This window comes from Allobosea sp. CRIB-10 (assembly GCF_900112185.1).
Lineage (GTDB): Bacteria > Pseudomonadota > Alphaproteobacteria > Rhizobiales > Beijerinckiaceae > Allobosea.
Window position 1 is genome coordinate 79,061 of record NZ_FOKP01000002.1, and the last position, 24,000, is coordinate 103,060.

General features: G+C 67.5%; 20 protein-coding genes, 1 tRNA gene and 1 pseudogene. 8 read left to right on the plus strand and 14 right to left on the minus strand.

Translation table 11 applies throughout. The annotated features are described in order from the left end of the window. Positions 1-170: 170 nt before the first annotated feature. The 5 genes and pseudogenes from BMZ69_RS03165 to BMZ69_RS03185 all read right to left on the minus strand — a co-directional run bounded on the left by BMZ69_RS03165 (position 171) and on the right by BMZ69_RS03185 (position 5,843). On the minus strand, positions 171-1,070 hold the full coding sequence (locus BMZ69_RS03165) for a LysR substrate-binding domain-containing protein (RefSeq protein ID WP_175506648.1): 900 nt from the start codon (positions 1,068-1,070) through the stop codon (positions 171-173). 40 nt (positions 1,071-1,110) lie between these two features. Continuing rightward, positions 1,111-1,995, minus strand: coding sequence for an ABC transporter permease (locus tag BMZ69_RS03170; RefSeq protein WP_092154801.1), 885 nt, complete (start codon positions 1,993-1,995; stop codon positions 1,111-1,113). A 2-nt stretch (positions 1,996-1,997) separates the two neighbouring features. After that, positions 1,998-2,948, minus strand: a complete 951-nt coding sequence (locus BMZ69_RS03175) for an ABC transporter permease (RefSeq protein WP_092154803.1) — start codon at positions 2,946-2,948, stop codon at positions 1,998-2,000. A 9-nt stretch (positions 2,949-2,957) separates the two neighbouring features. After that, positions 2,958-4,608, minus strand: a pseudogene (locus tag BMZ69_RS03180) (peptide ABC transporter substrate-binding protein). A gap of 65 nt (positions 4,609-4,673) precedes the next feature. Continuing rightward, entirely contained in the window at positions 4,674-5,843 is a 1,170-nt protein-coding gene (locus tag BMZ69_RS03185) for an NAD(P)/FAD-dependent oxidoreductase (RefSeq protein ID WP_210187984.1), read from the minus strand. Positions 5,844-6,051: 208 nt separating this feature from the next. On the opposite strand from BMZ69_RS03185, the gene BMZ69_RS03190 reads away from it, so the two are divergent. The 4 genes from BMZ69_RS03190 to BMZ69_RS03205 are packed head-to-tail and all read left to right on the plus strand — an operon-like array spanning position 6,052 to position 8,981. Beyond that, a complete protein-coding gene (locus BMZ69_RS03190) occupies positions 6,052-6,465 on the plus strand; it encodes a RidA family protein (RefSeq protein WP_092154807.1) in 414 nt (137 codons plus the stop codon). Beyond that, positions 6,452-7,792 (plus strand): NAD(P)/FAD-dependent oxidoreductase, encoded by a 1,341-nt coding sequence (locus BMZ69_RS03195; protein WP_092154809.1) that lies wholly within the window; start codon positions 6,452-6,454, stop codon positions 7,790-7,792. Before BMZ69_RS03190 ends, BMZ69_RS03195 begins: the two co-directional genes overlap by 14 nt. Positions 7,793-7,835: 43 nt before the next feature. Then, positions 7,836-8,060, plus strand: a complete 225-nt coding sequence (locus BMZ69_RS03200; RefSeq protein ID WP_139218963.1) for a hypothetical protein — start codon at positions 7,836-7,838, stop codon at positions 8,058-8,060. A gap of 33 nt (positions 8,061-8,093) precedes the next feature. Continuing rightward, the gene (locus tag BMZ69_RS03205) at positions 8,094-8,981 is read left to right on the plus strand and encodes a serine hydrolase domain-containing protein (RefSeq protein WP_092154813.1); all 888 of its coding nucleotides are present in this window, start codon (positions 8,094-8,096) and stop codon (positions 8,979-8,981) included. Between the two features lie 55 nt (positions 8,982-9,036). Here BMZ69_RS03205 and BMZ69_RS03210 read toward each other — a convergent pair whose 3' ends face one another. The 5 genes from BMZ69_RS03210 to BMZ69_RS03230 form a co-directional block, all read right to left on the minus strand. After that, the gene (locus BMZ69_RS03210) at positions 9,037-9,888 is read right to left on the minus strand and encodes an ATP-binding cassette domain-containing protein (RefSeq protein ID WP_092154815.1); all 852 of its coding nucleotides are present in this window, start codon (positions 9,886-9,888) and stop codon (positions 9,037-9,039) included. Further along, positions 9,888-10,967: a siderophore-interacting protein gene (locus BMZ69_RS03215; protein ID WP_092154817.1), complete on the minus strand. Its 1,080-nt coding sequence runs from the start codon at positions 10,965-10,967 to the stop codon at positions 9,888-9,890. The genes BMZ69_RS03210 and BMZ69_RS03215 overlap by 1 nt, the downstream gene beginning before the upstream one ends. Continuing rightward, positions 10,960-12,942: a Fe(3+)-hydroxamate ABC transporter permease FhuB gene (gene fhuB / locus BMZ69_RS03220; RefSeq protein WP_244543188.1), complete on the minus strand. Its 1,983-nt coding sequence runs from the start codon at positions 12,940-12,942 to the stop codon at positions 10,960-10,962. The genes BMZ69_RS03215 and fhuB overlap by 8 nt, the downstream gene beginning before the upstream one ends. A 7-nt stretch (positions 12,943-12,949) precedes the next feature. Further along, positions 12,950-13,834: an ABC transporter substrate-binding protein gene (locus BMZ69_RS03225; protein WP_092154820.1), complete on the minus strand. Its 885-nt coding sequence runs from the start codon at positions 13,832-13,834 to the stop codon at positions 12,950-12,952. 74 nt (positions 13,835-13,908) lie between these two features. Next, positions 13,909-16,125 carry a TonB-dependent siderophore receptor gene (locus tag BMZ69_RS03230; protein ID WP_092154822.1) on the minus strand — a complete coding sequence of 739 codons (2,217 nt, stop codon included), beginning with the start codon at positions 16,123-16,125 and terminating at the stop codon, positions 13,909-13,911. A 229-nt stretch (positions 16,126-16,354) separates the two neighbouring features. Here BMZ69_RS03230 and BMZ69_RS03235 point away from each other — a divergent pair, with 229 nt between their 5' ends. Both BMZ69_RS03235 and BMZ69_RS03240 read left to right on the plus strand, forming a co-directional pair. Beyond that, complete coding sequence (locus BMZ69_RS03235) at positions 16,355-17,239, plus strand: helix-turn-helix domain-containing protein (RefSeq protein WP_092154825.1); 885 nt, start codon at positions 16,355-16,357, stop codon at positions 17,237-17,239. A 424-nt stretch (positions 17,240-17,663) separates the two neighbouring features. Further along, positions 17,664-18,581: a hypothetical protein gene (locus tag BMZ69_RS03240; protein WP_139218964.1), complete on the plus strand. Its 918-nt coding sequence runs from the start codon at positions 17,664-17,666 to the stop codon at positions 18,579-18,581. A gap of 99 nt (positions 18,582-18,680) precedes the next feature. Here the strand turns inward: BMZ69_RS03240 and BMZ69_RS03245 are convergent. From BMZ69_RS03245 to BMZ69_RS03260, 4 genes are all read right to left on the minus strand, one after another. After that, positions 18,681-18,756, minus strand: a tRNA-Thr gene (locus BMZ69_RS03245). A gap of 115 nt (positions 18,757-18,871) precedes the next feature. After that, complete coding sequence (locus tag BMZ69_RS03250; RefSeq protein WP_092154830.1) at positions 18,872-19,816, minus strand: prephenate/arogenate dehydrogenase family protein; 945 nt, start codon at positions 19,814-19,816, stop codon at positions 18,872-18,874. Continuing rightward, positions 19,813-20,922, minus strand: coding sequence for a histidinol-phosphate transaminase (gene hisC, locus BMZ69_RS03255; RefSeq protein ID WP_092154832.1), 1,110 nt, complete (start codon positions 20,920-20,922; stop codon positions 19,813-19,815). Before hisC ends, BMZ69_RS03250 begins: the two co-directional genes overlap by 4 nt. A gap of 23 nt (positions 20,923-20,945) precedes the next feature. Then, positions 20,946-21,779: a chorismate mutase gene (locus BMZ69_RS03260; RefSeq protein WP_092154834.1), complete on the minus strand. Its 834-nt coding sequence runs from the start codon at positions 21,777-21,779 to the stop codon at positions 20,946-20,948. A gap of 155 nt (positions 21,780-21,934) precedes the next feature. On the opposite strand from BMZ69_RS03260, the gene BMZ69_RS03265 reads away from it, so the two are divergent. Continuing rightward, on the plus strand, positions 21,935-23,113 hold the full coding sequence (locus tag BMZ69_RS03265; protein WP_092154836.1) for a homoserine O-acetyltransferase MetX: 1,179 nt from the start codon (positions 21,935-21,937) through the stop codon (positions 23,111-23,113). 154 nt (positions 23,114-23,267) lie between these two features. Then, complete coding sequence (gene metW, locus BMZ69_RS03270) at positions 23,268-23,891, plus strand: methionine biosynthesis protein MetW (protein ID WP_280142059.1); 624 nt, start codon at positions 23,268-23,270, stop codon at positions 23,889-23,891. Positions 23,892-24,000 lie beyond the last annotated feature (109 nt).

Below are 24,000 nucleotides of genomic sequence, written 5' to 3' on the forward strand. Positions count from 1 at the left end.
ATACTTTATAATTACTTCAATCAGTGCTTTTTTGTGTGCATGCTGACGGCGCCGCACGAACGCTCGCGCGACGCCATTTCATGATCGAGTGATGCGGTAGCGTGGTGCAGCGGCGATCGTCGACCGCGTTTATTCGTGGGGGACTTCTGAAAATTAGAGGCAGGCCGCGGTCACGCCGCGTAGCGCCCGACCAGCTCGCGCGCCGCTGAGATCTCGTCGCAGATCCACTCGTCGACCAGCCTGACCTCGCGGCGCCGGCGCATACCCGGCGGCCTGACGAGGTAATAGGAGATGCCGGTCGGCACGGCCTTGCGCAGCGGCACTACGAGCCGGCCGTCCTGGATCGCCTCATGGGCGAGGACGACATCGGTCATGGCGACGCCGAGCCCGGCCTCGGCGGCGCTGAGCGCCATGTCGAGCGCGTCGAAATCGAGCCCGTGGCGGGTCTCGATATGCATCCCAGATTTCTCGGACCAGGTCCGCCAGTCGCGCCGGTCGGGCAACGGATGGAGCAGAGTCGCCTCGGGCAGGTCCGCGCCGGAGAAGCGCCCCCCGCCATAGGATGGCGCGCAGACCGGCAGGATCCATTCCGGATAGAGCTCGGTGACGCAGTCGAGCGGCCAGTTGCCCATGCCGTAGCGGATGCCGAGATCGGCATCGGCATCGTTGAGCGTCATGTCGTTCAGTCGGGTCTGGACGCTCACTTTGACCAGCGGGTGCCGCTCCTGGAAAGCCTTCAGGCGCGGCAGCAGCCAGCGCAGCGCGAAGGTCGGCAGGCATTTGATCGTGACCGTCTCCTGCTCGGCGCGGAACGGCGTAATCGCCTCGGCGATGTGGTCGAACGCCTCCTTGACGCTGAGCGCGAGACGCTGGCCGGCATCGGTGATCTCGAGCCCGTTGTGGTTGCGCTGGAACAGCGGCGTGCCGAGCTGGTCCTCGAGGATCTTGACCTGTCGGCTGACGGCACTCTCGCTGACATTGAGCGCCGCCGCGGCCTTCTTGATGCTGAGCTGCGCCGCGACGATCTCGAAGCAGCGCAGGGCATTGAGCGAGGGCAGCCGCCGGGTCATGGCTGCGGGCTCGGACGCCGTGCTGTCGCGGCCGCCGGTCTCATCGGATGTCCATGCGCGGGTCGAGCGCATCCCTCAGCCCGTCTCCCGTGAAGTTGAAGCTCGTCACCGCCAGTGTAATGGCAGCTCCCGGCAGGATCGCAAGCCATGGCGCGCTCGTCAGGTAGATCTGGGCGTTGTTGAGCATGTTGCCCCAGCTCGCGGTGGGCGGCTGGATGCCGTAGCCGAGGAAGCTGACATAGGATTCGAGCAGGATGGCGCGGGCGACGTTGAGCGTCGCCGCGACGACGATCGGCGCCATGGCGTTGGGCAGGAGCTCGCGCAGCATCACCCGCAGATGCGAGGCACCGAAGGAGCGCGCCGCCACGGCGTAATCCTGATCGCGCAGGACCTTGATCTGCGCCTCGACGATGCGCGCCACATTCATCCAGGACGTCGCGGCGATCAGCAGCACCATCGAGATCAGGCCAGGCTTGACCAGCGCCGCCAGCGCCAGCAGCAGGAAGATCGTCGGAAAGCATAGGATCGCGTCGACGAAGCGCATCAGAGCCGAGCCGATGGCGCCGCCATGGTAGCCGGCGACCATGCCGACGCCGGTGCCGATGGCGATCGCGATCGCCATCGCGGCGAAGCCGATGCCGAGCGAGATGCGACCGCCCATCATCAGCCGGGCCAGCATGTCGCGGCCGAGCTCGTCGGTACCGAGCAGATGCGCGCCGGCCAGAGGCGGCGCGAAGCGCTGCATCACGTCGATATGGGTCTCGTCGAACGGCAGCAGGGCCGGACCGAGAAAGCAGGCAAGCGCGAGGACGAAGATGATCGCCGCACCGGCCATGGCGAGCCTGTGCCGGCGGAAGCGGGTCCAGGCACTCTTCCGGGCGAGGCCTTCGGTCTCGATCGGCAACGGGAATACGTCTGCGCTCATGGTCAGCCCAGCCTGATGCGGGGATCGGCGACCGCGTAAAGCATGTCGGCCATCAGCGAGCCGATCAGCACCATCAGCGCCGACAGCATCAGGATGCCCATCACCACCGGATAGTCGCGGTACTCGATCGAATCGAGGAAGAGCCGGCCCATGCCCGGCCAGGTGAAGACGGTCTCGGTGACGAGCGCCCCGCCGAGTAGGGTCGGGAACTGCAGGCCGGCGAGCGTGATCAGCGGCAGCAAGGCATTGCGCAAGGCATGGCGGCCGAGCACCGCCCGCTCCGGCACACCCTTGGCGCGGGCGGTGCGGATATAGTCCTGGCCGATCACATCGAGCACGGCCGCGCGCGTGAAGCGGGCCCAGACCGCCGTCTCGACCAAAGCGAGCACCATCACCGGCGCGATCATGTGGTGCAGCACGTCGAGGAGCGAGCCGTCGCCGATCGTCTGGCGGTTGCCGGCCGGCAGCCAGCCGAGCTCGACCGAGAAGAGATAGATCGCGATCAGGCCGAACCAGAAGGTCGGGATCGACAAGGCGATCATGGCGCCGACCGTGGCGGCCATGTCGAAGATCGAATAGCGCCGGATCGCGCCGAGGATGCCGATGGCGCAGCCGAGCAGCATGGCGATCAGCGTCGAGGCCGCCATCAGTTCGAAGGTCGCGCGCAGATGCGAGGCGATGACGCTCCAGACCGGCGCGTTGTCGCGATAAGAGCGGCCCCAGTCGCCGGTCAGCATGCGCCGAAGCCAGTCGAGATATTGCACCGGCAGCGGCCGATCGAGGCCAAGCTCGCGACTGATCCGATCAAGGTCCTCCTGCGTCATCTGGGCCGACTGGGCGAATTGCGACATCGGCCCGCCGGGCGCCAGATGCAAGATGGCAAAGCCGATCGCCGAGACGATCGCGAGGAGGAGCAGCGACTGCCAGAGCCGCCTTGCGAGGAACGGACCCATCTTTGCCGGTCACGCCGCCCAGTGCCAGCGCCGCATGTTCCAGCAGCTCGAGGAGCAGTTGATGTTGGGTCGGAAGCCCTGCAGCCCGTCCTTGATGCCTTCGGCCATCACCGTCTGGTAGATCGGGAGCAGGACGAGATCGTCGCGGATGATGCGCTGGATCCGGCTATAGATTGTCTTGCGTTCCTGCGGGTCGAACTGGCTGGCGCCGTCGGCGAGCAGACGGTCCATCTCGGAATTGCTGTACTGATAGGTGTTGAGGCCCGTGCCGGCCTTGGCCGGGATCGCGGTCGAGGCGAAACGCGGCGTCACGTCGGGATCGTTGCCGATCATGAAGTTCGAGCCGACCATCACCGACTCGAATTTCGATTTCTGCCAGAACTCGCCCCAGATCACCGCGCCCGGCATGTTGTTGATGCGCAATGCCACACCGATCGCGCGCCAGTCCTGCATCAGCAATTGCTGCGACTGCTCGCGGCCGGGATTGCCGACCGTGGTCGAGTTGGAGAATTCGAGGCGCATCCCATTCTTCTGGCGGATGCCGTCGGCACCGCGGGCCCAGCCGGCGGCGTCGAGGATGGCGTTGGCTCTGGCCGGATCATGGCGATGCGCCGGCAGGCCGTCGTCATAGGCCCAGGATTCGCGCGGCAGGAAGGACTCCGTCGGCACCGGCAGGCCGTAATAGAGCGCGTCGATCCGCGCCGCCTTGTTCATGGCGAGATAGAGCGCCTCGCGCACCGCTCTGTCGGCGAAGGGGCCGAATTCGAGGTTGAGCGCGATATGCTCGATGAACGGCGTCGGTGAGCGCGAGATGCGCCGGCCGCAGCCCCTGCGCCTCCTTGACGAAATGCGCCGCGATGCCGCCGATGCCGAGATAGTCGACCTGCCCGGTGCGGAACTGCGTGTAGAGCACCGTCAGGTCGGGAATATACTTGAAGACGACCCGCTCCAGATAAGGGCCATCGCCATGATAGGCACTGTTGGCCCGCAGCAGCAGATGGTCGCCGGCGGCGCGCTCGCCCCAGCGGAACGGGCCGGTGCCGACCGGAGCCCCGTTGAACGGTGCCGTATTGGGATCGGACGCCTTTTCCAGAACGTGCTTGGGAACGATGAACGTCAGCGCCAGGATCGAGAGATAGGGCGAATAGGCGCTCTCCATGCGCCAGTGAATCTCGTCGGGCGCGACGATCCTGATGTCGCGCAGGAGGCTGTGGCCGACCCGGTTGCGCACCCGGAAGCCGGGCGTGTTGATCAGATCGAGCGTGTATTTGACGTCCTCGGCGGTGAAGGGCGTGCCATCATGCCATTTCGCATCCCGCCGCAGCTTGACCTTCCAGCTCAGCCCGTCGGCAGAGAGGCCGCCATTGGCGATGCTCGGCACCTCGGTCGCGAGGTCGGGGACCAGCTTGCCGTCGGGATCGACGAACCAGAGCGGGCTGAAGAGCTGCCACCAGACGCCCTGATCGACCTCGCTGCCCGGCATCAGCGGGTTGAAGACCGTCGGCTCCTGCGAGAGACCGGCGACAACCTGGCCCTTCGGTTGCTGCGGCGGCCGCGGCTGAGCCTGCGCACCTCCTGCCGCCAGCGCTGCGGCGCCAAGGCCGAGCGCCAGCACCTCGCGCCGGCTGCGGAATCTCATGCGATTGCCCGTTTCGGCCATGTCGAATTCCCCTCATTGCATCCGGGCTGTGTTCAGCCTCGGTCATGTCGCGTCGTATCGGCGGTTCAGCCGGCCCCTTGCAGGCCGCTTCTGGTTGGCGACAGGTCGTCGGCTGTCACGCCGAGCTCCGTCATAGCGGCCGGCAACTGGCGTCCGGCGAGCAGGGCCGCAGTCGCCTCGCCCATTGCCGGCGAGGTCAGGATGCCGCAGCCGCCCTGCCCCACCAGCCAGAAGAAACCGGGCTCCTGCGGCCGCATGCCCGCGACCGGCTCGGCATCGGCGACGAAGCTGCGTAGACCCGCCCATTGGCTCAGCGGGCGCCCGATGCGGAAGCTGGTGTCCTGCTCGATATTGTCGATCGCCTGCGCGACATCGAGATCGTCGGCATAGGCATCGCCCGGCGCGGTCGGCGTCGCATCGGCGAGGCTGCCCATCAGGCAGCCGGGCTCGGGCTTCACATACCAGCGGTAATCGACAGTGCTGACATGCGGCCAGGCGCGGGCGTCGTAGTCGGGCTGGTGCGCGAAGGTGAAGGCGGTGCGGCGCTTGGGCACGATGCCGAGCGGCGCGATACCGGCGATTCCGGCGATCTCGTCGGCCCAGGCGCCGGCGGCGTTGACCAGCAGCGGCGTCTGGACCTCTCCGCCCGGCCAGGCAACCGCCCAGCCGGCCGCGTCGCGGCGGATGGCTTCGACGCCCGCCTTCAGCACGATCGTCGCGCCGTTCGCCCTGGCGCCGCGCAGATAACCCTGCAGCAGCACATCGACATCGATGTCCATGGCGTCGGGCTCGTTGACGCCGGCCTGGACCGTCTCGGGCCGGAGCGCCGGAAAGAGCGCCAGCGCCGAAGGCCCGTCCAATCGTTCAGCCCGGGCGCCGACGGAGAGGATGCGCTCCTCCAGCCGCGCCAGCCTGTCTTCCTGGCCAGCGGCCGCGACCGTCAGGCAGCCGCGCGGCGTCATGATCGGATGGGCGCAGAAGCCGGCTGGCGGCGCTTCGAGGAAGGCGCGGCTGGCCTGCGCCATGCGCCGCATCGTCGGAGCGGTGATGCCGACGGTGAATTGCGCCGCCGAGCGCCCCGAGCTGTGATAGCCGGCCTGCTCCTCGCGCTCGATCAGCGCGACGGAGCCGTGCCGGGACAGGAAATAGGCCGCGGATGCTCCCGCGATCCCGCCGCCCACAATGATCACATCGACCCGCATCGTCCCCGCACCAGCTTTCCGGTCATCGGCCACCGGCAGCCACCCACCGGCAGGATCAACGACAGCACCACGCCGCGCCGCAGTCGATTTCAATAATTGGGGGCCGGCACCTCAAAAGCTGGGTCGCCGGACGAAAGCACCCGACGCCGAATTCCCTGAGCCCCCGCCCCAATTATTGAAATCGACATCGCCGCCGCCTCGGGGCTTGCCTTGGCCCGAACAGACAAGCGGAGCAACAGCCATGAGTGGAACCGGTTTGCAGGCGCCGCGCCGGCGCAACATCTCATCCGGCAGCGCCTTCGAAGCGCAGTACAGCTATAGCCGCGCGGTCGTCGTCGGCACGCATGTCATGCTGTCGGGCACGACGGGCTACGACTATGCGACGAGCACGCTGGCCGAAGGCGCGGCGGAACAGACCCGCCACCTCTTCCGCAACGCCGCGGCCGCTTTCGCGCAGGTCGGAGCAGGGCTCACCGACGTCGTCCGCGTGCGCATGTTCATCGCCCGCGCAGCCGATTACGAGGCGGTGATGGCCGTATTCGCCGAGGCCTTCAGGGAGGTGAAGCCAGCCTGCACCACGGTCGAGGCGGGGCTCTTCGATCCCGACATCCTGGTCGAGATGGATATGGACGCCATCGTCGATGTCGATGCTTAGCCTGCGCTCGCATGTTCCCGACGACGTCATCGCCGCCGCCGACTCCCTCCCCGGCCAGGCCGATGTCGTCGTCATTGGCGGCGGCATCATCGGTGCCGCCGCCGCTTTTCATCTCGCCGGCGCCGGCTTGAGCACGGTGCTGCTTGAAGCCGACAAGGTCTCCTCGCAGCAATCCGGCAGGAACTGGGGCTTCGTCAGGACGCAGTATCGCGACCCCCTGGAATTGCCGCTCGCCGTCGAAGCGCTCGCGCTCTGGCCGGAGCTCGAGCGCGAGCTTGACGCTCCCATCGGCTGGCGCCGGACCGGCTGCGTCTTCGTTGCGGCAACGCAGAAGGAGATGGCGGCCTTCGCCGGCTGGCATGAGAGTACGCGCAACATAGCCTGCGATGCCCGGCTGCTGTCAGCGCGCGAGACCGTCGATCTGCTGCCGTCGCTACGGGGCAAGACGGAAGGCGCGCTCTACACCGCGAGCGACGGCCAGGCCGAGCCGGCGCTCGCGACCCTGGCCTTCGCTCAGGCTGCAGCGCGGCTCGGCGTTCGCATCATCGAGGATTGCGGCGCGCTCGCCATCGAGATCGCGGGCGGGGTGGTCAACGGCGTCGAGACCGAGCACGGCCGGATCCGCTGCAATACCGTGGTCTGCGCGGCCGGAGCCCAGAGCCACCGGCTGCTGATGCCGCTCGGCCTGACGCTGCCGCAGCAGAGCGTGCGCAGCACCGTCTCCCTCACCGCGCCGCTGCCCCCGCTGAGCGAGGCCTGCTTCTGCGGCTTCGGCATCGGCCTGCGGCAGCGCGCCGACGGCTCCTGCATCATCGCCGCCGATTCGACCTCCGACATCGACCTGTCGCTCGATTCCTTGCGGGCCGCCCGCTTCTTCCTGCCGGGGCTGTTGCGCCATGGCAGCGGCTTCTCGCTGCGGTTGGGACGTGCCTTCATCGACGATCTACATGAGCGTCTCGCCGTACCGGATCGCGAACGCACCGTCGCACGGCGCCCCCGCATCCCCACCAACTCCAAGCTGGCGGCACGCACCGGCGCTACCGTCCGCAACCTGTTCGCTGGCGCCACCGGCATCGAGATCGTCAAATCCTGGGCCGGCCGGATCGACGTCCTGCCTGATGCGCTCCCGGTGCTCGATGCACCGTCCGGGATCGGCGGGCTCATCGTCGCAACCGGCTTCTCCGGCCATGGCTTCGGACTTGCTCCCGCAGTCGGCCGCCACGTCGCCCGGTTGGCCAAAGGCGAGGCCCCCGCCGCGATCCTGGAGCCGCTCAGGCTGGACCGTTTCGCCCGCGGCACCTATTCGGCACCACATGCCCCGCTCTGATGACGACGATCGCAGAGCGGAACGGGTTTCAAGAGGATCGATGATGACCCAGGGAACGGGCATGGACGCCGCCGCCCGCGAGCATATCCGCCGCTATTACGACGGCACGCTGCGGCCGGACGAGATGGTCGCGGCGATGTCGCAGGAGGCCGGCTGGTTTCCGTCGCGTGTGGTGCGGCGGGGGGCTACCGTCTCGCCGCTTCCCGATGCCGGCCGCGGGTTGCCGCCGCTGGAGATCCGCGACCATGGCCGGACCTTCGATCTCTAAGACTATCTCTCGGTCAACCGCGTCGCCGGGCTGATGGTCCTCCAGGACGGCACCGCGATCGAGGAAAGCTATTCGCTCGGCATCGGGCCGCAGACGCAGTGGAAGTCCTGCTCGCTGGCGAAATCGGTCACCGCCACGCTCTATGGCATCGCCTTGCGCGAGGGCGCGATCGCGGACCTCGACGATCCGGTGACGCGCTATGTGAACTTAGGCGGCCTCTATGCCGGTGTCTCGGTGCGCCAGCTCTTGCGCATGGCGACCGGTGTGCGCTGGAACGAGGACTATACCGATCCTGCCTCCGACCGGCGCTTGCTGATGGACACCCAGATGAATTGGGAGCCGGGCGGCATCGTCAGGCATATGGAGAGCCTGCCCGCCGAAACCCCGCCGGGCGGCTCCTGGAAGTACAATACCGGCGATTCCTATCTCGCCGGCCTGGTCCTGGAGCACGCGACCGGGACTAGCCTCGCCGACTATCTTTCGGACAAGCTCTGGTCGCGGATCGGCATGGAGGCCGATGCTTCCTGGTGGTGCGAAAACCCCGGCGGGATGGGCATCGCCGGGAGTGGCCTGCATGCGACGCTGCGTGACTATGCCCGCTTCGGCCAGTTCGTCCTCGACAATGGGCGGATCGGCGCGCAGAAGCTGCTACCACAGGGCTGGCGCGAGGAGGCCGGCGCGCCCTACCGGATCGGCGAAGCGCTCATCCCCTATGGCTATATGTGGTGGATCCCAGTCCTCGACGATCCCGCGCTGAAGGGCACCTTCCAGGCCGAGGGCATCTACGGGCAGTTCATCCACATCAACCCGCGCAAGCGCCTCGTCGTGGTGGTCCTGAGCGCTCGCTCGAAGCCGGGCTATCGCCGCCGCCTCGAAATCAACGACGACGCCTTCTTCGCCGCCTTGGCGAGCTGTCTTTGAGCTCAGGCAACCTCTTGCGGGCTCGCGAGCCCCCGATCGGCCTAAGATCGCCGCCTCACACAAAGGCGAGCGGCCGTCCTCCATGCGGATGGGCGATCACGCCGACCTCGACGCCGTAGATCATGCGCAGCACATCGGGGCGCACGATCTCGTCGGGCGTGCCGCGCGCGACGAGCCGGCCGGAATGCAGCGCTATGAGCTCGTCGCAGAAGCGAGCGGCCATGTTGACATCATGCAGTACGACGACGATGCCGAGGCCATGCTCGTGCGACAAGCGCTGCACGAGCGTCAGCACCTCCATCTGATGGGCGAGGTCGAGCGCCGCGATCGGCTCGTCGAGCAGGAGGCATTCGGCATCCTGCGCCACCAGCATGGCGAGCCAGGCGCGCTGACGTTCGCCGCCCGACAAGGTATCGACGAGACGCTCGGCGAAGGGCTCGATATCGGTCAGCGCCATGGCCTCGCCGACCTTGTCGCGGTCGCGCTGGCCGAAGCGGCCGAGCGCACCGTGCCAGGGGTAGCGGCCGAGCGCGACCAGCTCCTTGACCAGCATGCCGGCGGCGGGCGGCGTCTGTTGCGGCAAGTAGGCGACCCGGCGCGCGAAGGCGCGGTTGTCCCAGCTCTCGATCGGGCGTCCGGCAAAACGCAGGACGCCGCGCGAGGGCTGCTGCTGCCGCGCCAGCAGCTTCACCATCGTCGACTTGCCCGATCCGTTGTGACCGAGGATGCCGATCACCTTGCCGGCACCCAGGTCGAGCGACAGCGGTTCGAGCAGGACACGGTCCGCTATCGAGAAGCCGACCTCCTCGAGCGTGAACAGGGGGCCGCTCGTCTGCGGCCCCGCCTCGATCGCCCGGGGTGCGGCACCGAAGCGCCCGGCGGCGCTCGCAATCGCTTCAGTCTGCATTACTCACCATGGTCGTGCACATCGGCGTGACCCCGGCGCCAATAGGCGGCGACGAGATGGCGGTCCTTGGACAGCTGTTTTTCTGCCCGCAGATGCTTGCGGATGGCCCGTGCAGCGGCCTGTTCGCAACCGGCGAAGACGAAGGGGCTTCCCTGGTCCGGCAGGGCGATGCTGCGCACCGCCTGCGGCAGCAGATCGGTCGAGCCGGCCGGCGCGCCATCGCGATGCAACCAGGTCACCTCGATCATGGCTTTCGAAGCGATCTCCTGCTGCTCGGAGGCGTCAGCCACCTCGATCACGATGCTGGCCCGAGTAGAACTCGGCAATGTCTCGGCAATACGCGCGATCGCCGGCAGGGCTGTCTCGTCGCCGCAGAGCAGATACCAGTCGGCCGGGATCACGTCGCCGCCGCCTGGTCCGAGCAGGCCGACGCGATCGCCCGGCTTCGCCTCGCGCGCCCAGATCGAGCCCGGCGAGTCGTCATGCAGCACGACGTCGATGTCGAGCTCTCCGCGGGCATGATCGATCGATCGGATCGTGTAGGTCCGCTTCGCCAGCGCGTCGTCACCCTCCGGCCAGATCACCCGGCTGTCGGGCCCGACGCTGGGCCAGACCGGCTCGCGCCCGCGCGGCGGGATCAGGACGCGCACATGCAGGCCGCCGCTGGTGAAGTGGCCGGGGTCGTCGCAGGCGACCGTGACGCGCCGCATCGCCGGGGTGATGTCGCGGGCGCCGCGCACGACGACCTCGCGGAAATACGGGATATGGGTCTCGCCGACCGCGTCTCCCTGCCAGTCCAGCGCGATGGTCTCGCCATCGGCGAATTCGACGAGATGGTCGGCGACCGAGGATTTGACGACGAAGAGATAGCTTTTGGTCGGCGAGGTGACAGTGATGTCCAGCGCATTCGCTACAAGCGTCAACTGGACCGCTCCGAAGATCCCCTCAAGCCGGGCATTGTCGGTCTCTCGCGTGACTGTCCCATGGTCGACGAAGTGGTCGCAGAGCCGGTCGAGCATGCTGGCCGGGTTGATGAGCGCAACCCGGGCGCTGGCGTGCAGGGTGGTCTCGTCAGCCATGCCGGCTCCCTTTGCGATTCAACAGCCAGATCAGATAGGGGCCGCCGATCAGAGCCGCAAACAGCCCGGTCGGGACCTGATAGGGGAAGGCGACGAGACGCGCGAGCCAGTCGGCCAGGATCAGCAGGCCGCAGCCGATCAGGAGCGAGGCGACGAGCTGGTCGCGGGCACGCGCGAAGCCGCCCAGACGCGCCAGATGCGGCGCGATCAGCCCGATCAGGCTGAGCGGGCCGACCAATAGCGAGGCGACCGCCGTCGCCAAGGCCGCGAACGCAGCCAGGATGAGACGGCTGCCTGCGACGGAGAGGCCGAGGCTACGGCTCGCCGCCTCGCCCAAGGGCATCAGATCGAGCCAGCGCGTCGCCAGGAAAAGCGGCGCGATCAGCAGCAGGCAGGCGGCCAATCCGACCCAGACTTCGATCTCGCCGGCGCGGTTGGTCGAGCCCGAAAGCCAGGTCAGCAGCACATAGGCGCGCAAATCGCCCTTGGCGAGCGCCGTCGAGACCAGGGCCATGCAGAGCGCGCCCATGGCGATGCCGGCGAGCAGCAGACGCTGCGAGCCGATGCCCGGCCTGCCCGCCAGGACCAGCATGACGAGGAGGACGGCGAGCGAACCGCCGGCGATGCCGAGCAGCATCGAGAACGGGCTGAACGGCAGCAGCGCGAGCGCGAGCGTCAGGCCGACGCCGCCGCCGGCGCTGACGCCGAGCACCTCGGGTCCGGCCAACGGATTGGCGGTGAGGCGCTGCATCAGGCAGCCGGCGGCGCCGAGCAACGCCCCCGCGACGCCAGCCGCGACCAGGCGCGGACCACGGAAGGGCAGCAGCTCGGCGAAGAGACCGTCCATCGCGATCCCCCAGCCCTGCGGTCCGCGCCCGAGGACGAGGCCGAGCAGGGCGACAATCGCGACCGCCGCCGCGAGGCCGGCGAGTGCCGGCAGCGGACGCCCGATGCGATGCGTCGGTGTCATGGCATCGACGGCTTGAGCAGGCGGGGCCGGCGGGACGCGGCGCATCAGCCACAGCAACAGCGGGCCGCCGAGCAGGGCGGTGGCGGCGCCGGTCGGAGCCAGATCGTTGAAGCCGGAGCCGAGCAGCTGCACCGCGCTGTCGGTGATGGAGAGCAGCAGCGCCCCGACCGCCGGCGCCGCCAGGAGCAGCCGGCGCGGCGTGCGGGCCCCGAACTCGCGCGCCAGCGCCGGGGCGGCGAGGCCGACGAAGCCGATGACGCCGACCTCGGCGGTGACGCTGGCCGCGAGCCAGATCGCCACCGCGAGCACGGCGAAGCGGGCGGCATGTAGGGCGAGGCCGAGATTGCGGGCGATGCCATCGTCGAGCCCCAGCAGCGCGAGCGGACGCAATAGCAGCGCTGCCGCGAGCCAGCACAGCAGCAGGCGCGGGCCGAGCGCCAGAACCGCGTCCCAGCTCTGCTGGTGGAGCGAGCCGGCGCCCCAGATGAACAGCGAGAGCACATAGTCGCCCTTGGCGAGGATGACGGTCGCGCTCAGGGCAGCGGCCAGCAGCGAGACGACCATGCCGGAGAGGACCACCGTCAGCGGCTCGAGCCCGCGCCGCCAGCTCAGCCCGAGCACGAGGGCGACGGCGAGGAAAGCGCCGGCGAGCGCGACGCCTTCGCGCGAGAAGACGATCGCTGCGGGAGCAAAGGCGGTCGCGATGGTCAGCGCCAGTTGCGCGCCCGAGACGACGCCGAGCGTCGAGGCGTCGGCGATCGGATTACGCAGGACACGTTGCAACAGCAGACCGGCGAGCCCGAGCGCGGCGCCGCAGATCAACGCGGTGACGGAACGCGGGACGAGGCTGTGCCAGAGCAGGATATGGTCGAGCTGCCGTGCGAGCTCGGCCGATGCCGGCACCGGCGGGCGCATCGTCATCACGGCGGCGAGCAGCGTCGCAGCCGCCAGCGTGGCGATCAGCCAGAGACCGGGATGGCGGCCCGGTCTGGAAGGTATCGCCATGGCCGCCTCAGCCATGTGCCGGTCCCTTGGCCAGCAGCGCCTCCGCCAGAAGCCGGGCGAAGCGCCGCGCCGCCGGCAGGCCGCCATAGGGATTGATCGAGGCGAGTTGCAGCAGCCGCCCCTCGCGCAGATTTGGCAGGGTGTTCCAGAAGGCGCTGGCCGACAGCGTCTCCAGCGCGCCGGGCGGCACGGGCGGGATCAGGGCGATCCAGGCGTCAGGCACACGCGCCAGTGCCTCCAGGCCGACCGGCGCCATGGCCGAATAGCTGGTATCGTCGCTCCAGGCATTGGCGAGGCCGAGCCGCTTCAGAACCTCGCCGAACATGCTGTCGGCGCCGAAGACGCGGAAATGCCTGGCGTCGCCGAGGTTGATCGGGATCACCGGACGCTGCGCGTGCGGCGTCAGCCGCTCGCGCAGGGCCGCGAACTCCGCCTCGGCTTCGGCGATGTAGCGCTCGGCCTCATCGCTCCTGCCGAGCCTTGCACCGATGCTGCGCATCATCGCCGCCGCCGGCTCGTAGGGCGGTCGACCGGGCGCATAGATCGAGAAGCGCTCGACCGGCGCGATGCGGGTGAGCCTTGGCTCGGAGCTGACATAGAAGCTCGACGAGTAGATGAGTTCAGGGCGCGAGAGCAGCAGCAGCTCGAAATTGACCGTGCCGCGCAGGCCGAGATCGGTGACGCTCGGTGGAACCGCGGGCTCGACCGCGACCTCGCGGAACTGCAGCAGTTCGGGCGCGGCGGCCGGGGCGATGCCGAGTGCGAGCAGGGTCTCCAGCACCGACCAGTCGACGGTCGCGACGCGCAGGCCGACGGCATGAGCCGGATGCGGCAAGGCGGCCACCGCCAGAATGGCGAGCGCCTCGCGCCGTGTCGGGAGCCTCAAATTCATGGGTGCGGGTCTAGCATGGGCGAAGGCCGCAGCGGGGAGCAGCGGCCTTCCGATGACGTGCGGGTCCGTTGCCTCTACCACCGATAATTGGCCGAGACGGTGATGGTGCGGGCGTCGCCATAGCCGCAGCCCGACTGGCCGTTGCAGCTCTTCACATAGGCCTTGTCGAACAGGTTGGTGACGTTGAGCGCCATGCCCCAATTGCCGATCTGATAGCGGATCGCGGCATCGACAAGGGTCGCGGCCGGCACCTTCAGCGTGTTCTCGGCATTGGCGTAGGAGCTGCCGACATAGCGGACGCCAGCGCCGAGATCGAGCCCTTTGAAGACGCCCTCCGGCACGGTGTAGTCGAGCCAGGCCGAGGCGGTCACCTCAGGCACGACCACCGGGGTCTTGCCGACCAGCAGCGGGCGGGTGTCGCGCGTCGTCTTCAGGTCGAAGGCGGTGAAGGAGGCGAGCAGCTTCAGGTCCTTGGTGATGTTGGCCTTGGCCTCGAATTCGAAGCCGCGCGATGTCACCTCGCCGAGCTGCTGCTGGGCGAACGGGTTGAGAGCGGTCGGCGCCGGGTTCAGCACGTTGCGCTTGGTGATGTGGAAGACCGAGGCGGTGAGCAGCGCGTCGATGAAGCTCGGCTTGTACTTCACTCCGGCTTCGTATTGCTGGCCTTCCTCCGGGCGGAAGGGCTGGCCGGGGCCGCCGAGCAGATTAGGGACGGCGTCGAAGACCGGGGTGAAGAAGGTCGCGGCGCTGACATAGGGGGTCAGCCCGTTGGCGAACTCGTAGCCGAGGCCGGCGCGCCCGCTCCAGGACGCCTCCTTCTTGTCATAGGTCGGCGAGAACAGCAGGCCGGCCGGGCTGACCGACTTCTTGTCGACATAGTCGTAGCGGCCGTTCAGCGTCACCAGCCAGCCGCCGCCGAAGCGGATCTGGTCCTGGGCGTAGAAGCCGATCTGGTGGTGCTTCAGGTCCTGGTTGAGATAGACGCCGGTCGGGCCCTGCGGCGCGCCGTAGACTGGATTGGTGATGCTGATCGTCGTCGCCCCGCCCGAGGCCTGGGTGTGGTCGATGTTGAAGTATTTGTAGTCGACGCCGAACAGCAGCGAATGCTCGAGCGGGCCGGTGACGAGCTTGCCGTCGATGCGGTTGTCGACCGTGAAGGTCCGTACCCGCGTGCGCTCCTGGAAGCCGATCCGATAGAGCCGGTAGTCGGGCCCGACCGGCTGCAGCCGGTCGCCGAAGGGTGCGTCGGGGCCGGAATAGCCGAAGCCGTAGGGGCCGAGCTGCGAGCCCTTCATCACGCCGTAGCGCAGGTTCTGGCTGAAGGTCCAGTTGTTGGCGAACTGGTGCTGGAACTCGTAGCCGAGCAGGGCCTGGGTGCGCTCCTGATCGTCGATCGAGGGCTCGCCATAGAAGGCCTCGCGCCGGATCCTGCCGAAGGGCGCGTTCCTCACCGTGCCGACATAGGGCAGGAAGCCGCCGCCGACATGGACCTGGTCGAGCGCGGCATACATGCCATAGGCGGTGAAGCGGGTCGCGCCATTGGGCTGGTAGCTGATCTGCGGCATGATCACACCGCGGAAATCCTTGGAGTAATCGGTGTACTGGTCACCGCCGGAGAGCCTGCCGGTCAGGCGGGTGCTCCAGACGCCCTGCTTGTCGCTGACGCCGATGTCGATGCCGGTATAGGCGTTGCCCCAATTGTTGATGCCGGCCTCGAGATAGCCGAAATTCCTGCCGTTCGGGCGCTTGCTGACGAGGTTGACGATGCCGCCGGGCGTCGAGCCGCCATAGAGCACCGAGGCCGGGCCTTTCAGCACCTCGACGCGCTCGAGCAGGAAGGGATCGATCTGGAAGCCGCCGAAGCCGTAGGAATAGAGCTGCAGCCCGTCCATGAAGACGCCGGTCTGCGTCGCCTGGAAGCCGCGGATGAAGATCCAGTCGGTATCGGGATCGGGGCCGAAGGTCTGGGCGGCGACGCCGGCGGTGTAGCGCAGCGCTTCGTCGACCTTGAGCGCCTTGCGGTCGTCGATCTCGTCGCGGCCGAGCACCGAGACGGCCTGCGGGATCGCGGTGATCGCCGTGTTCGCCTTGGAGCCGGTCGCCGAGCGGGTCGCGACATAGCCATTGACCGGGCCGGTCGTGGTGCCGCCCTCGCCCTCGACCGTGATGGTGTCGAGCTGGACCGTCGGAGCCGGCTGCACCTGCGCCATGGCTGCGCTCGCACTGAGCATGGCCAACGAGACAGTCGAACCAAGACTAAATCTAGACTTCATCTTTTGCGTGTAGCACATTTCCAATCCCGGCCCCAGCAAATGCCGCCATCTCAGAACTGATCAAATTTAGAATCGTTCAAAGGCGGAGTTCAGCTTTCCGTTGGGCAATATCAGCAACGCGCAGGGCAGGATTGATCGTTCCTGTCATGCATTGAACGATCTTGGGCGCGAGTCTACAATTGCCTTGACCACGTTGCATTTTGATCACGCGCCGCAAGGCGATTCCTCGCCGCTCCGGAGGCTAGCCATGGGTTTCCAGCCGCGCATGCGTTCGGTCCGCGAAGGCATCAGTGTCATCGGTTCGCTGAAATATCGGGTCTGGAACGGCGTCGTCGCCGATCTCTGGCAGGCTGAATGCCAGGCTGGCGCCAGCGGCGAATATGTCTCGGAGCATCCACGCCTGTTCGTGGTGCTCGACAAGGTCGGCGGCCATTTCGAGACGCGGCTCGACCCCAACGAGCCCGGCATTTCCAGCAGCGCGCGCGCCAACGCCATCAGCTTCATGCCGGCCGGCGTGCCGGTCTGGGGACGCACGCAGCAGCGCATGCGCATCCGCCATCTCGACCTGCATTTCGACGCCGAAACCGTCAGCGAGCGGCTGGGCGAGGCCTTGTCGCCGGAGCGGCTGGCGCAGCCGCGCATCGCCTTCTCGAATCCGCGCATCCTGACGCTGGCGCGCCTGATCGCAGGCGAATGCGCCGAGCCGGACGCGCGGCACGACCTCTATGGCGATGGACTCGTGCTCGCGGTGCTGATCGACCTCTTCGGCATACGCGCCAGCGCGCCGCGCCGGCGCACGCCGCTGAGCAATTGGCAGCTCAAGGCCGTGACCGATCATATCACCGAGCACGCCGCAGGCACGATCCGGCTGCAGGACCTCGCCGCGCTCGTCGGCATGTCGCAATCGCATTTCAGCCACGCCTTCAAGGCCTCGACCGGGCTGCCGCCGCATCAATGGCAGCTCAAGGCGCGGATCGAGCGCGGCCAGCGCCTGCTCGCGTCGGGCGAACGGCCGCTGACCGAGATCGCGGCCGATGCCGGCTTCTCCGACCAGGCCCATTTCACCCGCGTCTTCCGGCGCATGGTCGGCGAGACGCCGGCCGCCTGGCGCCGCGGCGCCCTGGGCGGATAGCGAACTGGGTGAGCCCGCAGACAGCGATCAAACGCTCGAAGCGCATTCACCGCAAGCCGGACAGACTCGTTCCGTCCGGCGCTTCCGCCAGCGCGACGAGGCCTGCCCGCGCAGCGATGCACTTATAGATTTAACGACATTGCCGTTGCGCGCCACCGGAAATGACGTAAGGTCATTATCCCTAGGAAGCGGCGTGCCGGGAGACGTCTCGAACGGCAGCTCTCCCCGCGGCCGGAGCGACGATCTGGTCGATCGGGCGCCTTTCACCAACGAGCGGAGTTCAGAGTTCCCGCCTTCGCCAAGACGACGTACGGCTCCGCGTTCGTAGCGGGCCTGACCATCACCGCTCAGCTTTTTTGCGCGGCTCTGCGCGGGCCGTGCGGATCGCGAAACGCCGCAAGCGTGCATATCGAAGGGGAAAGCGATGAGCACGGCACGACAGATGGACGCCAAATGGAATGACAGCCTGGGCGAGATGCGCGCGCTGCACGACCAACTCAACATCGTGGCGCCGCAGGGGAATGCGACGCAGCCAACCTTCAAGGATGCGGCGCTCAAGACCTTGCTCGACGGGATCGATACAGACAATTTCATCGCCTGGCCCGAGCTTCATGAGATCGATCTGCGGTTGATCGAGCTGATGCCCGATCCGATGGTCGGCGCCCAGTTCGCCGGCCGCCGGTCGCAGGCCTCGGCAGCCAGCCTCGCCTCGGCGGCCGCGCTCGAGACCGAGTTCAACAAAAACGGCCAGACAGCGGACGGACGCAAGGCGGTGCTCGCGCAATTGGCCAAGGACATGCAGGCGGCTGCGACGCTCAGGCGCGTGAACCGCAAGGCGAGGAAGGAACTGACCGGGAAACTGAACCGGCTTGCGCTATTGCTGTTCGCCGCCCCGATTGCGTTCCTGCTGCTCTATTGGGTGTTCTTCGGCTTGGCCGGTGCGGCCGGCCGCCTTCACATCTTCCTCGTCGTCTGGTTCGGGGTCATCGGCGCCTGCATGTCGCGTTTGATCGCGATCCAGGGGGCCGACATCGACTATGACGATCTGGTCTCGGGCTTCTCGACCTGGGGCATCGGCGTGAGGCTGATCTTCGGCGGTGCGGCGGCGCTCGTTCTCTACCTGATGATCACAGGCCATTTGCTGGGGGGCGACATCTTCCCGGCCAAGGAGTTTTCGGTCTTCACGCGCAAGATCCCCGCCGGAAAGGACTGGCTCGTGGTCGTTCCCTCCATCGACCTGGCCAAGCTGCTCGTCTGGTCGGCGATAGCCGGCTTCTCGGAGCGTCTCGTACCGGACCAGTTCACGCGCCTTCAAGGCACCTTGAACAAGGGAGCGCCGTAGCGGTCGGTCGCTGAGCAGGGCACGCCGAAATGGGCCGAACGGGCAGTTCGTCGACTGCCATCCGTTTCCAGCGCATCGTTTGTTTTTCAAGGGATTGGATGGTGCCGCAAGAGGGATTCGAACCCCCGACCCCCTCATTACGAATGAGGTGCTCTACCAGCTGAGCTATTGCGGCGACGGGTGGGGCTGTATCAGCCCGGCCCCTATTTGACAAGGCGGGCAGGCGTCAGGGCACAGCGGAATTCACGCCTTTGCTGTGAAATCCCGCAGAGCCCGATCGTCCCCTGCCCTCAGCCCTTCTTCAGCTTCTCCGTCTCCGCCTTCTCCTGGCCGAGTGCGACGATGCCGCGGCGGATGGCGCGCGTGCGGGTGAAATGCTTGTGCAGGGTCTCGCCGTCGCCATAGCGGATGGCGCGGGTGAGCAGCGCGAGATCCTCGTTGAAGCGGCCGAGCATCTCCAGCACCGCCTCCTTGTTGGCGAGGAAGACGTCGCGCCACATGGTCGGGTCGCTCGCCGCGATCCGGGTGAAATCGCGGAAGCCGCCGGCGGAGAACTTGATCACCTCCGACTGCGTCACCGCCGCCAGATCCTCGGCGGTGCCGACGATGTTGTAGGCGATCAGGTGCGGCAGATGGCTGGTGATGGCCAGCACCAGGTCATGGTGCTGCGAGCCCATCACCTCGACGATCGCCGCCATGCCCTCCCAGAACTGGCGGGTGCGGGCGATCGCAGCCTCGTCTGTGCCCGGCGGTGGCGTCAGGATGCACCAGCGATTGAGGAAGAGGCTGGGGAAGCCCGCATCGGGGCCGGAATTCTCGGTGCCGGCAACCGGATGGGCCGGAACGAAATGCACGCCCTCGGGCAGATGCGGGCTGACCGCCTCGACGACCGCATGCTTGACCGAGCCGACATCCGACAGGATCGCGCCGGCTTTCAGCACGCCGGCGATCTCTTCCGCGACCGCGCCGCAGGCACCGACCGGCACGCAGAGTACGATATGGTCGGCGTCGCGCGCAGCCTCGAGCGCGCTTTCGGCGATGTCATGGCCAAGATCGAGCTCGCGGGCGCGGCGACGGACATCGGCGTCGCGATCGCTCAGCACGATCTGGCGGGCGAGGTTGAGCTCCTTGGCCGCATGCGCGATTGAGGAGCCGATCAGGCCGATGCCGATGATGGCGAGCCGCCCGAACAGCGGCTCGTCGCGGCGCGGCGCGAACGTTTCCGGCGCGCTCACTTAGGCTGGCCCAGGAACTCGGCCAGGGCCGCCACGACGAGGCGGTTCGCCTCCTCGCTGCCGATGGTCATGCGCAGCGCGTCCGGCAGGCCGTAGGAGGCGACCGAGCGCAGGATCAGCCCGCGCTGGGTCAGGAAGGCGTCGGCCTCCTTGGCGCTCTTGCCGGCAGCGGCCGGGAAATGGATCAGGATGAAGTTGCCGACCGAGGGTGTGACGACAAGACCGAGCTTCTCCAGCTCGGCCGTGGTCCAGGCCAGCCATTTGTCGTTGTGCTCGATCGCCGAGGCGATATGAGCCTCGTCGGCGATCGCGGCGACGCCGGCTTCGATCGCGGCGCCGTTGACGTTGAAGGGGCCGCGGGTGCGGTTCAGCGCATCGATGATGTGGGCGGGACCATAGGCCCAGCCGAGGCGCAGATTCGCCAGGCCGTAGATCTTCGAGAAGGTGCGGGTCATCACGACGTTCTCTGATGTCGCGACCAGCTCGAGACCCGAGGCATAGTCGTTGCGCCGGACATATTCGGCATACGCCGCGTCCAGCACCAGCAGGACATGCGGCGGCAGGCCGGCCTGCAGGCGCTTGACCTCGTCGAAGGGCAGATAGGTGCCGGTCGGGTTGTTGGGGTTGGCGAGGAAGACGATCTTGGTGCGCGGGGTCACCGCGGCGAGGATCGCGTCGATATCGGCCGTCAGGTTCTTTTCGGGCACGATCACCGGCTTGCCGCCGGCGGCAAGAATCGCAATCTTGTAGACGAGGAAGCCGTGCTCAGTGAACACGCCCTCATCGCCATCGCCGAGATAGACCTTGGTGATCAGCTGCAGCAATTCATCCGAGCCGGTGCCGCAGACGATGCGGTTGGCGTCGAGCCCGTAGCGGCCGGCGATCGCCTCGCGCAGCTTCGTCGCCGAGCCATCGGGATAGAGTTCGAGCTTGCCGGAGAGATTGCCATAGGCGGCGATCGCCTTCGGGCTCGGGCCGAGCGGGGTCTCGTTGGAGGAGAGCTTGTGCAGCTTGACGCCGGCCGGGGCCGAGGACTTGCCGGGGACATAGGCCTCGATGTCGAGGACGCCGGGACGCGGGACGGGGCGGGGAGCGGGCAGAGCCATGGGGCTGGACCTTGAAGGAGTGATCAGCGGACGGGTTTGAAGGCGAAGCGGGCGGCGTGGCTACCGATCTCGGTCAGCTCCTTGAGGCCCGCGGATTCGAGTGCGCTGCGGATGGCTTCAACCGGGGTTTCACCGGCGGCGGCCACCAGCAGCGCCAGATGCGAGCCGTCGGCGGCGCTGGCCGAGACCTCGGCGAGATGCTGGGCAAGGCCGTGGCGAAGCTGCTCCGACCAGCGCTCGACGCGGGCGGCATAGAGCACGATCTCGCGTACGGCGGCGTCGGTCAGGGGCTTGGCGATGCAGTAGACCGGCGTGCCGGCCGGATGGTCCGGCCGCTCGATGAAGGGCAGGCGCGCGATGATCTTGGGCTGGTCGGCGCCGATCAGGTCACGCCACCAGACGCCGGCGCTGGCGCCCAGATCCATGCGGAAGATGCCGAGATCGCCGGCCGAGTCCGCCACCGCCGCGATCACGGCGCGGGCGTCCTCATGGGTGACGAAAGGCACGGTGAAGCCGAAATGGAAGCGGGCGCTGTCGCGCATCGGCGCGTCGCCGCCGGAGATATCGGCATGGACCGAATAATTCGCCTGCACGAAGGTGAAGGTCGCGATGATGATGCGCCAGATGCTCTCGACCGTGTCCAGCGGGAGCAGCCCCTGATGGCGCAGGGCGAGGCGCTTCATCATGTCGGCCTCGCGGCCGGGGCGGAAGGCCGAGCCGGACACTTGCGTCTTCTTGATCGCGATCAGCGTCTCGATGATCTGCGAGCGCTCCATCAGCAGGCCGTGCATCGCCGCATCGATGCGGTCGATCTCGCTGCGCAGGTCGGCGAGCGTGGTCGGGGCGGCTTGCGTCATGATGGCCAGACTTCTTTAATCGTGCCGGTCTCTTAGCTGTCGCCGAAGGGCTTGGCAAAGCGCTCGCAACGCATCGCCGCGTTGACAGACGGGAAGAGCCGCGCCATCGGTAGTGTCCGCTATTACGAACGGACCGGACGACAAGACAAATCCGAATGCCGAACCGGACGCAAGATCCCGAGCTTCTCACCGACCCTCTGGCCGAGGCCAATCGGCCTTCGAGCCTGCTCGCCCAATTCGGGCCGGACAAGGCCCTGCAGCTCGATTCCGGCGCGACGCTGGAGCACTGGCAGATCGCCTATCAAACCTATGGCGAGCTCAATGCGGCGCGTTCCAACGCGGTATTGGTCTGCCACGCCCTGACCGGCGACCAATATGTCGCGAGCCGCAACCCGGTCACCGGCAAGGGCGGCTGGTGGACGGCGATGATCGGGCCGGGCAAGCCCGTGGATACCGACCGCTTCTTCGTGATCTGCGCCAATGTGCTCGGCGGCTGCATGGGCACGACCGGCCCGGCCTCGACCAATCCCGAGACGGGCAAGCCCTGGGGCCTTGCCTTCCCGATGGTGACGATCCGCGACATGGTGCGGGCGCAGGCGCATCTCATCGACTCGCTCGGCATCGACACACTGTTCTGCGTCGCCGGTGGCTCGATGGGCGGGATGCAGGTGCTGCAATGGGCGGCGAGCTATCCGACGCGGGTGTTCTCGGCGCTGCCGCTCGCCACCGCCGCCAAGCACTCGGCCCAGAACATCGCGTTCCACGAGGTCGGCCGACAGGCGGTGATGGCCGATCCGGACTGGCGCCAGGGGCGCTATCTCGACGAGGGCACGCGCCCGGCCAAGGGGCTCTCTGTCGCGCGCATGGGCGCGCACATCACCTATCTCTCGGAGCCGGCGCTGCATCGCAAGTTCGGCCGCAAGCTGCAGGAACGCAGCGCCCCGACCTTCACCTTCGACGCGGATTTTCAGGTCGAGAGCTACCTGCGCCATCAAGGCGTCAGCTTCGTCGAGCGCTTCGACGCCAACTCCTATCTCTATGTGACGCGCGCGATGGACTATTTCGACCTAGGCGCCGACCATGACGGCGTGCTGGCGAAAGCCTTCGCCGGGACGCGGACGCGCTTCTGCGTCGCGTCCTTCACCTCCGACTGGCTGTTCCCGACTAGCGATTCGCGCGCCATCGTGCACGCACTCAATGCAGCCGGAGCCTCGGTCTCCTTCGTCGAGCTCGAAAGCGACAAGGGCCACGACGCCTTCCTGCTGGAGGAGCCCAATCTGTTCGCGACGACGCGCGGCTTCATCGGCGCCGCGGCGCGAGCCTGGGGGATCTGACGATGCTTTGCCCGCCGCCCCTTCCTCGTCATGGTCGGGCTTGTCCCGACCATCCACGTCTTCCTTCGGCGAGGACGGTGTTCAAGACGTGGATGCTCGCCACAAGGGCGCGCATGACGGCGTGGTTCGCGCGTCCTGCGACGGAAAGCATCCAGTGGCCCTGATCGACACCCAGACCAATCGCATCGACCTGCGCCTCGTCGCCGAGATGGTGACGCCGGGCTCGCGCGTGCTCGATGTCGGCTGCGGCGACGGCGAACTGTTGTCGCTGCTCGCCGAGACGCGTGGTGTCGACGGCCGCGGCATCGAATTGTCGCGCGAGGGCGTCGCCGGCTGCGTCGCACGCGGACTTTCGGTGATCCAGGGCGATGCCGACACCGACCTCGCCGACTATCCCGACGATAGCTTCGATTACGTCATCCTCTCCCAGACCATCCAGGCGACGCGCAATCCGCGCCATGTGCTGGAGCACATGTTGCGCATCGGCCGGCGGGCCATCGTCTCCTTCCCGAATTTCGGACATTGGCGGATGCGCGCCCAGGTCTTCTTCATGGGCCGGATGCCGGTGACCGACTCCCTGCCCTACACCTGGTGGGAGACGCCAAACATCCATTTCTGCACGATCCGCGACTTCGTCGCGCTCTGCGACACGGTCGGTGCGGAAAAGGAGCGCGCGGTGGCGCTCGACGTCGCCGGCGGCAAGGTCGGCGTTAGCGCGCCCTGGTGGTTCTGGAACCTGTTCGGCGCGCAGGCGGTGTTCCTGCTCAAGCGAGGGTAGCGCGGGAACCGCGACTAATTTTTCCCGGATGGATTCCTCTGCGAGACGCCGATCGCATGGGCTCCTCCCTTCCCCCTTGTGGGGAAGGGTATGGGATGGGGGGCGAACG

Bases quoted from the DNA above. Each gene is read 5' to 3' on its own strand.
- BMZ69_RS03210 (WP_092154815.1), bottom strand. From the start codon at position 9,888: ATGCAGACTGAAGCGATTGCGAGCGCCGCCGGGCGCTTCGGTGCCGCA.
- BMZ69_RS03230 (WP_092154822.1), bottom strand. From the start codon at position 16,125: ATGTGCTACACGCAAAAGATGAAGTCTAGATTTAGTCTTGGTTCGACT.
- BMZ69_RS03240 (WP_139218964.1), top strand. From the start codon at position 17,664: ATGAGCACGGCACGACAGATGGACGCCAAATGGAATGACAGCCTGGGC.
- BMZ69_RS03235 (WP_092154825.1), top strand. From the start codon at position 16,355: ATGGGTTTCCAGCCGCGCATGCGTTCGGTCCGCGAAGGCATCAGTGTC.
- BMZ69_RS03215 (WP_092154817.1), bottom strand. From the start codon at position 10,967: ATGGCTGACGAGACCACCCTGCACGCCAGCGCCCGGGTTGCGCTCATC.
- BMZ69_RS03190 (WP_092154807.1), top strand. From the start codon at position 6,052: ATGAGTGGAACCGGTTTGCAGGCGCCGCGCCGGCGCAACATCTCATCC.
- fhuB (WP_244543188.1), bottom strand. From the start codon at position 12,942: ATGGCGATACCTTCCAGACCGGGCCGCCATCCCGGTCTCTGGCTGATC.
- BMZ69_RS03165 (WP_175506648.1), bottom strand. From the start codon at position 1,070: ATGACCCGGCGGCTGCCCTCGCTCAATGCCCTGCGCTGCTTCGAGATC.
- BMZ69_RS03200 (WP_139218963.1), top strand. From the start codon at position 7,836: ATGACCCAGGGAACGGGCATGGACGCCGCCGCCCGCGAGCATATCCGC.
- BMZ69_RS03260 (WP_092154834.1), bottom strand. From the start codon at position 21,779: ATGACGCAAGCCGCCCCGACCACGCTCGCCGACCTGCGCAGCGAGATC.
- BMZ69_RS03225 (WP_092154820.1), bottom strand. From the start codon at position 13,834: ATGAATTTGAGGCTCCCGACACGGCGCGAGGCGCTCGCCATTCTGGCG.
- BMZ69_RS03175 (WP_092154803.1), bottom strand. From the start codon at position 2,948: ATGGGTCCGTTCCTCGCAAGGCGGCTCTGGCAGTCGCTGCTCCTCCTC.
- hisC (WP_092154832.1), bottom strand. From the start codon at position 20,922: ATGGCTCTGCCCGCTCCCCGCCCCGTCCCGCGTCCCGGCGTCCTCGAC.
- BMZ69_RS03205 (WP_092154813.1), top strand. From the start codon at position 8,094: ATGGTCCTCCAGGACGGCACCGCGATCGAGGAAAGCTATTCGCTCGGC.
- BMZ69_RS03195 (WP_092154809.1), top strand. From the start codon at position 6,452: ATGTCGATGCTTAGCCTGCGCTCGCATGTTCCCGACGACGTCATCGCC.
- BMZ69_RS03170 (WP_092154801.1), bottom strand. From the start codon at position 1,995: ATGAGCGCAGACGTATTCCCGTTGCCGATCGAGACCGAAGGCCTCGCC.
- BMZ69_RS03265 (WP_092154836.1), top strand. From the start codon at position 21,935: ATGCCGAACCGGACGCAAGATCCCGAGCTTCTCACCGACCCTCTGGCC.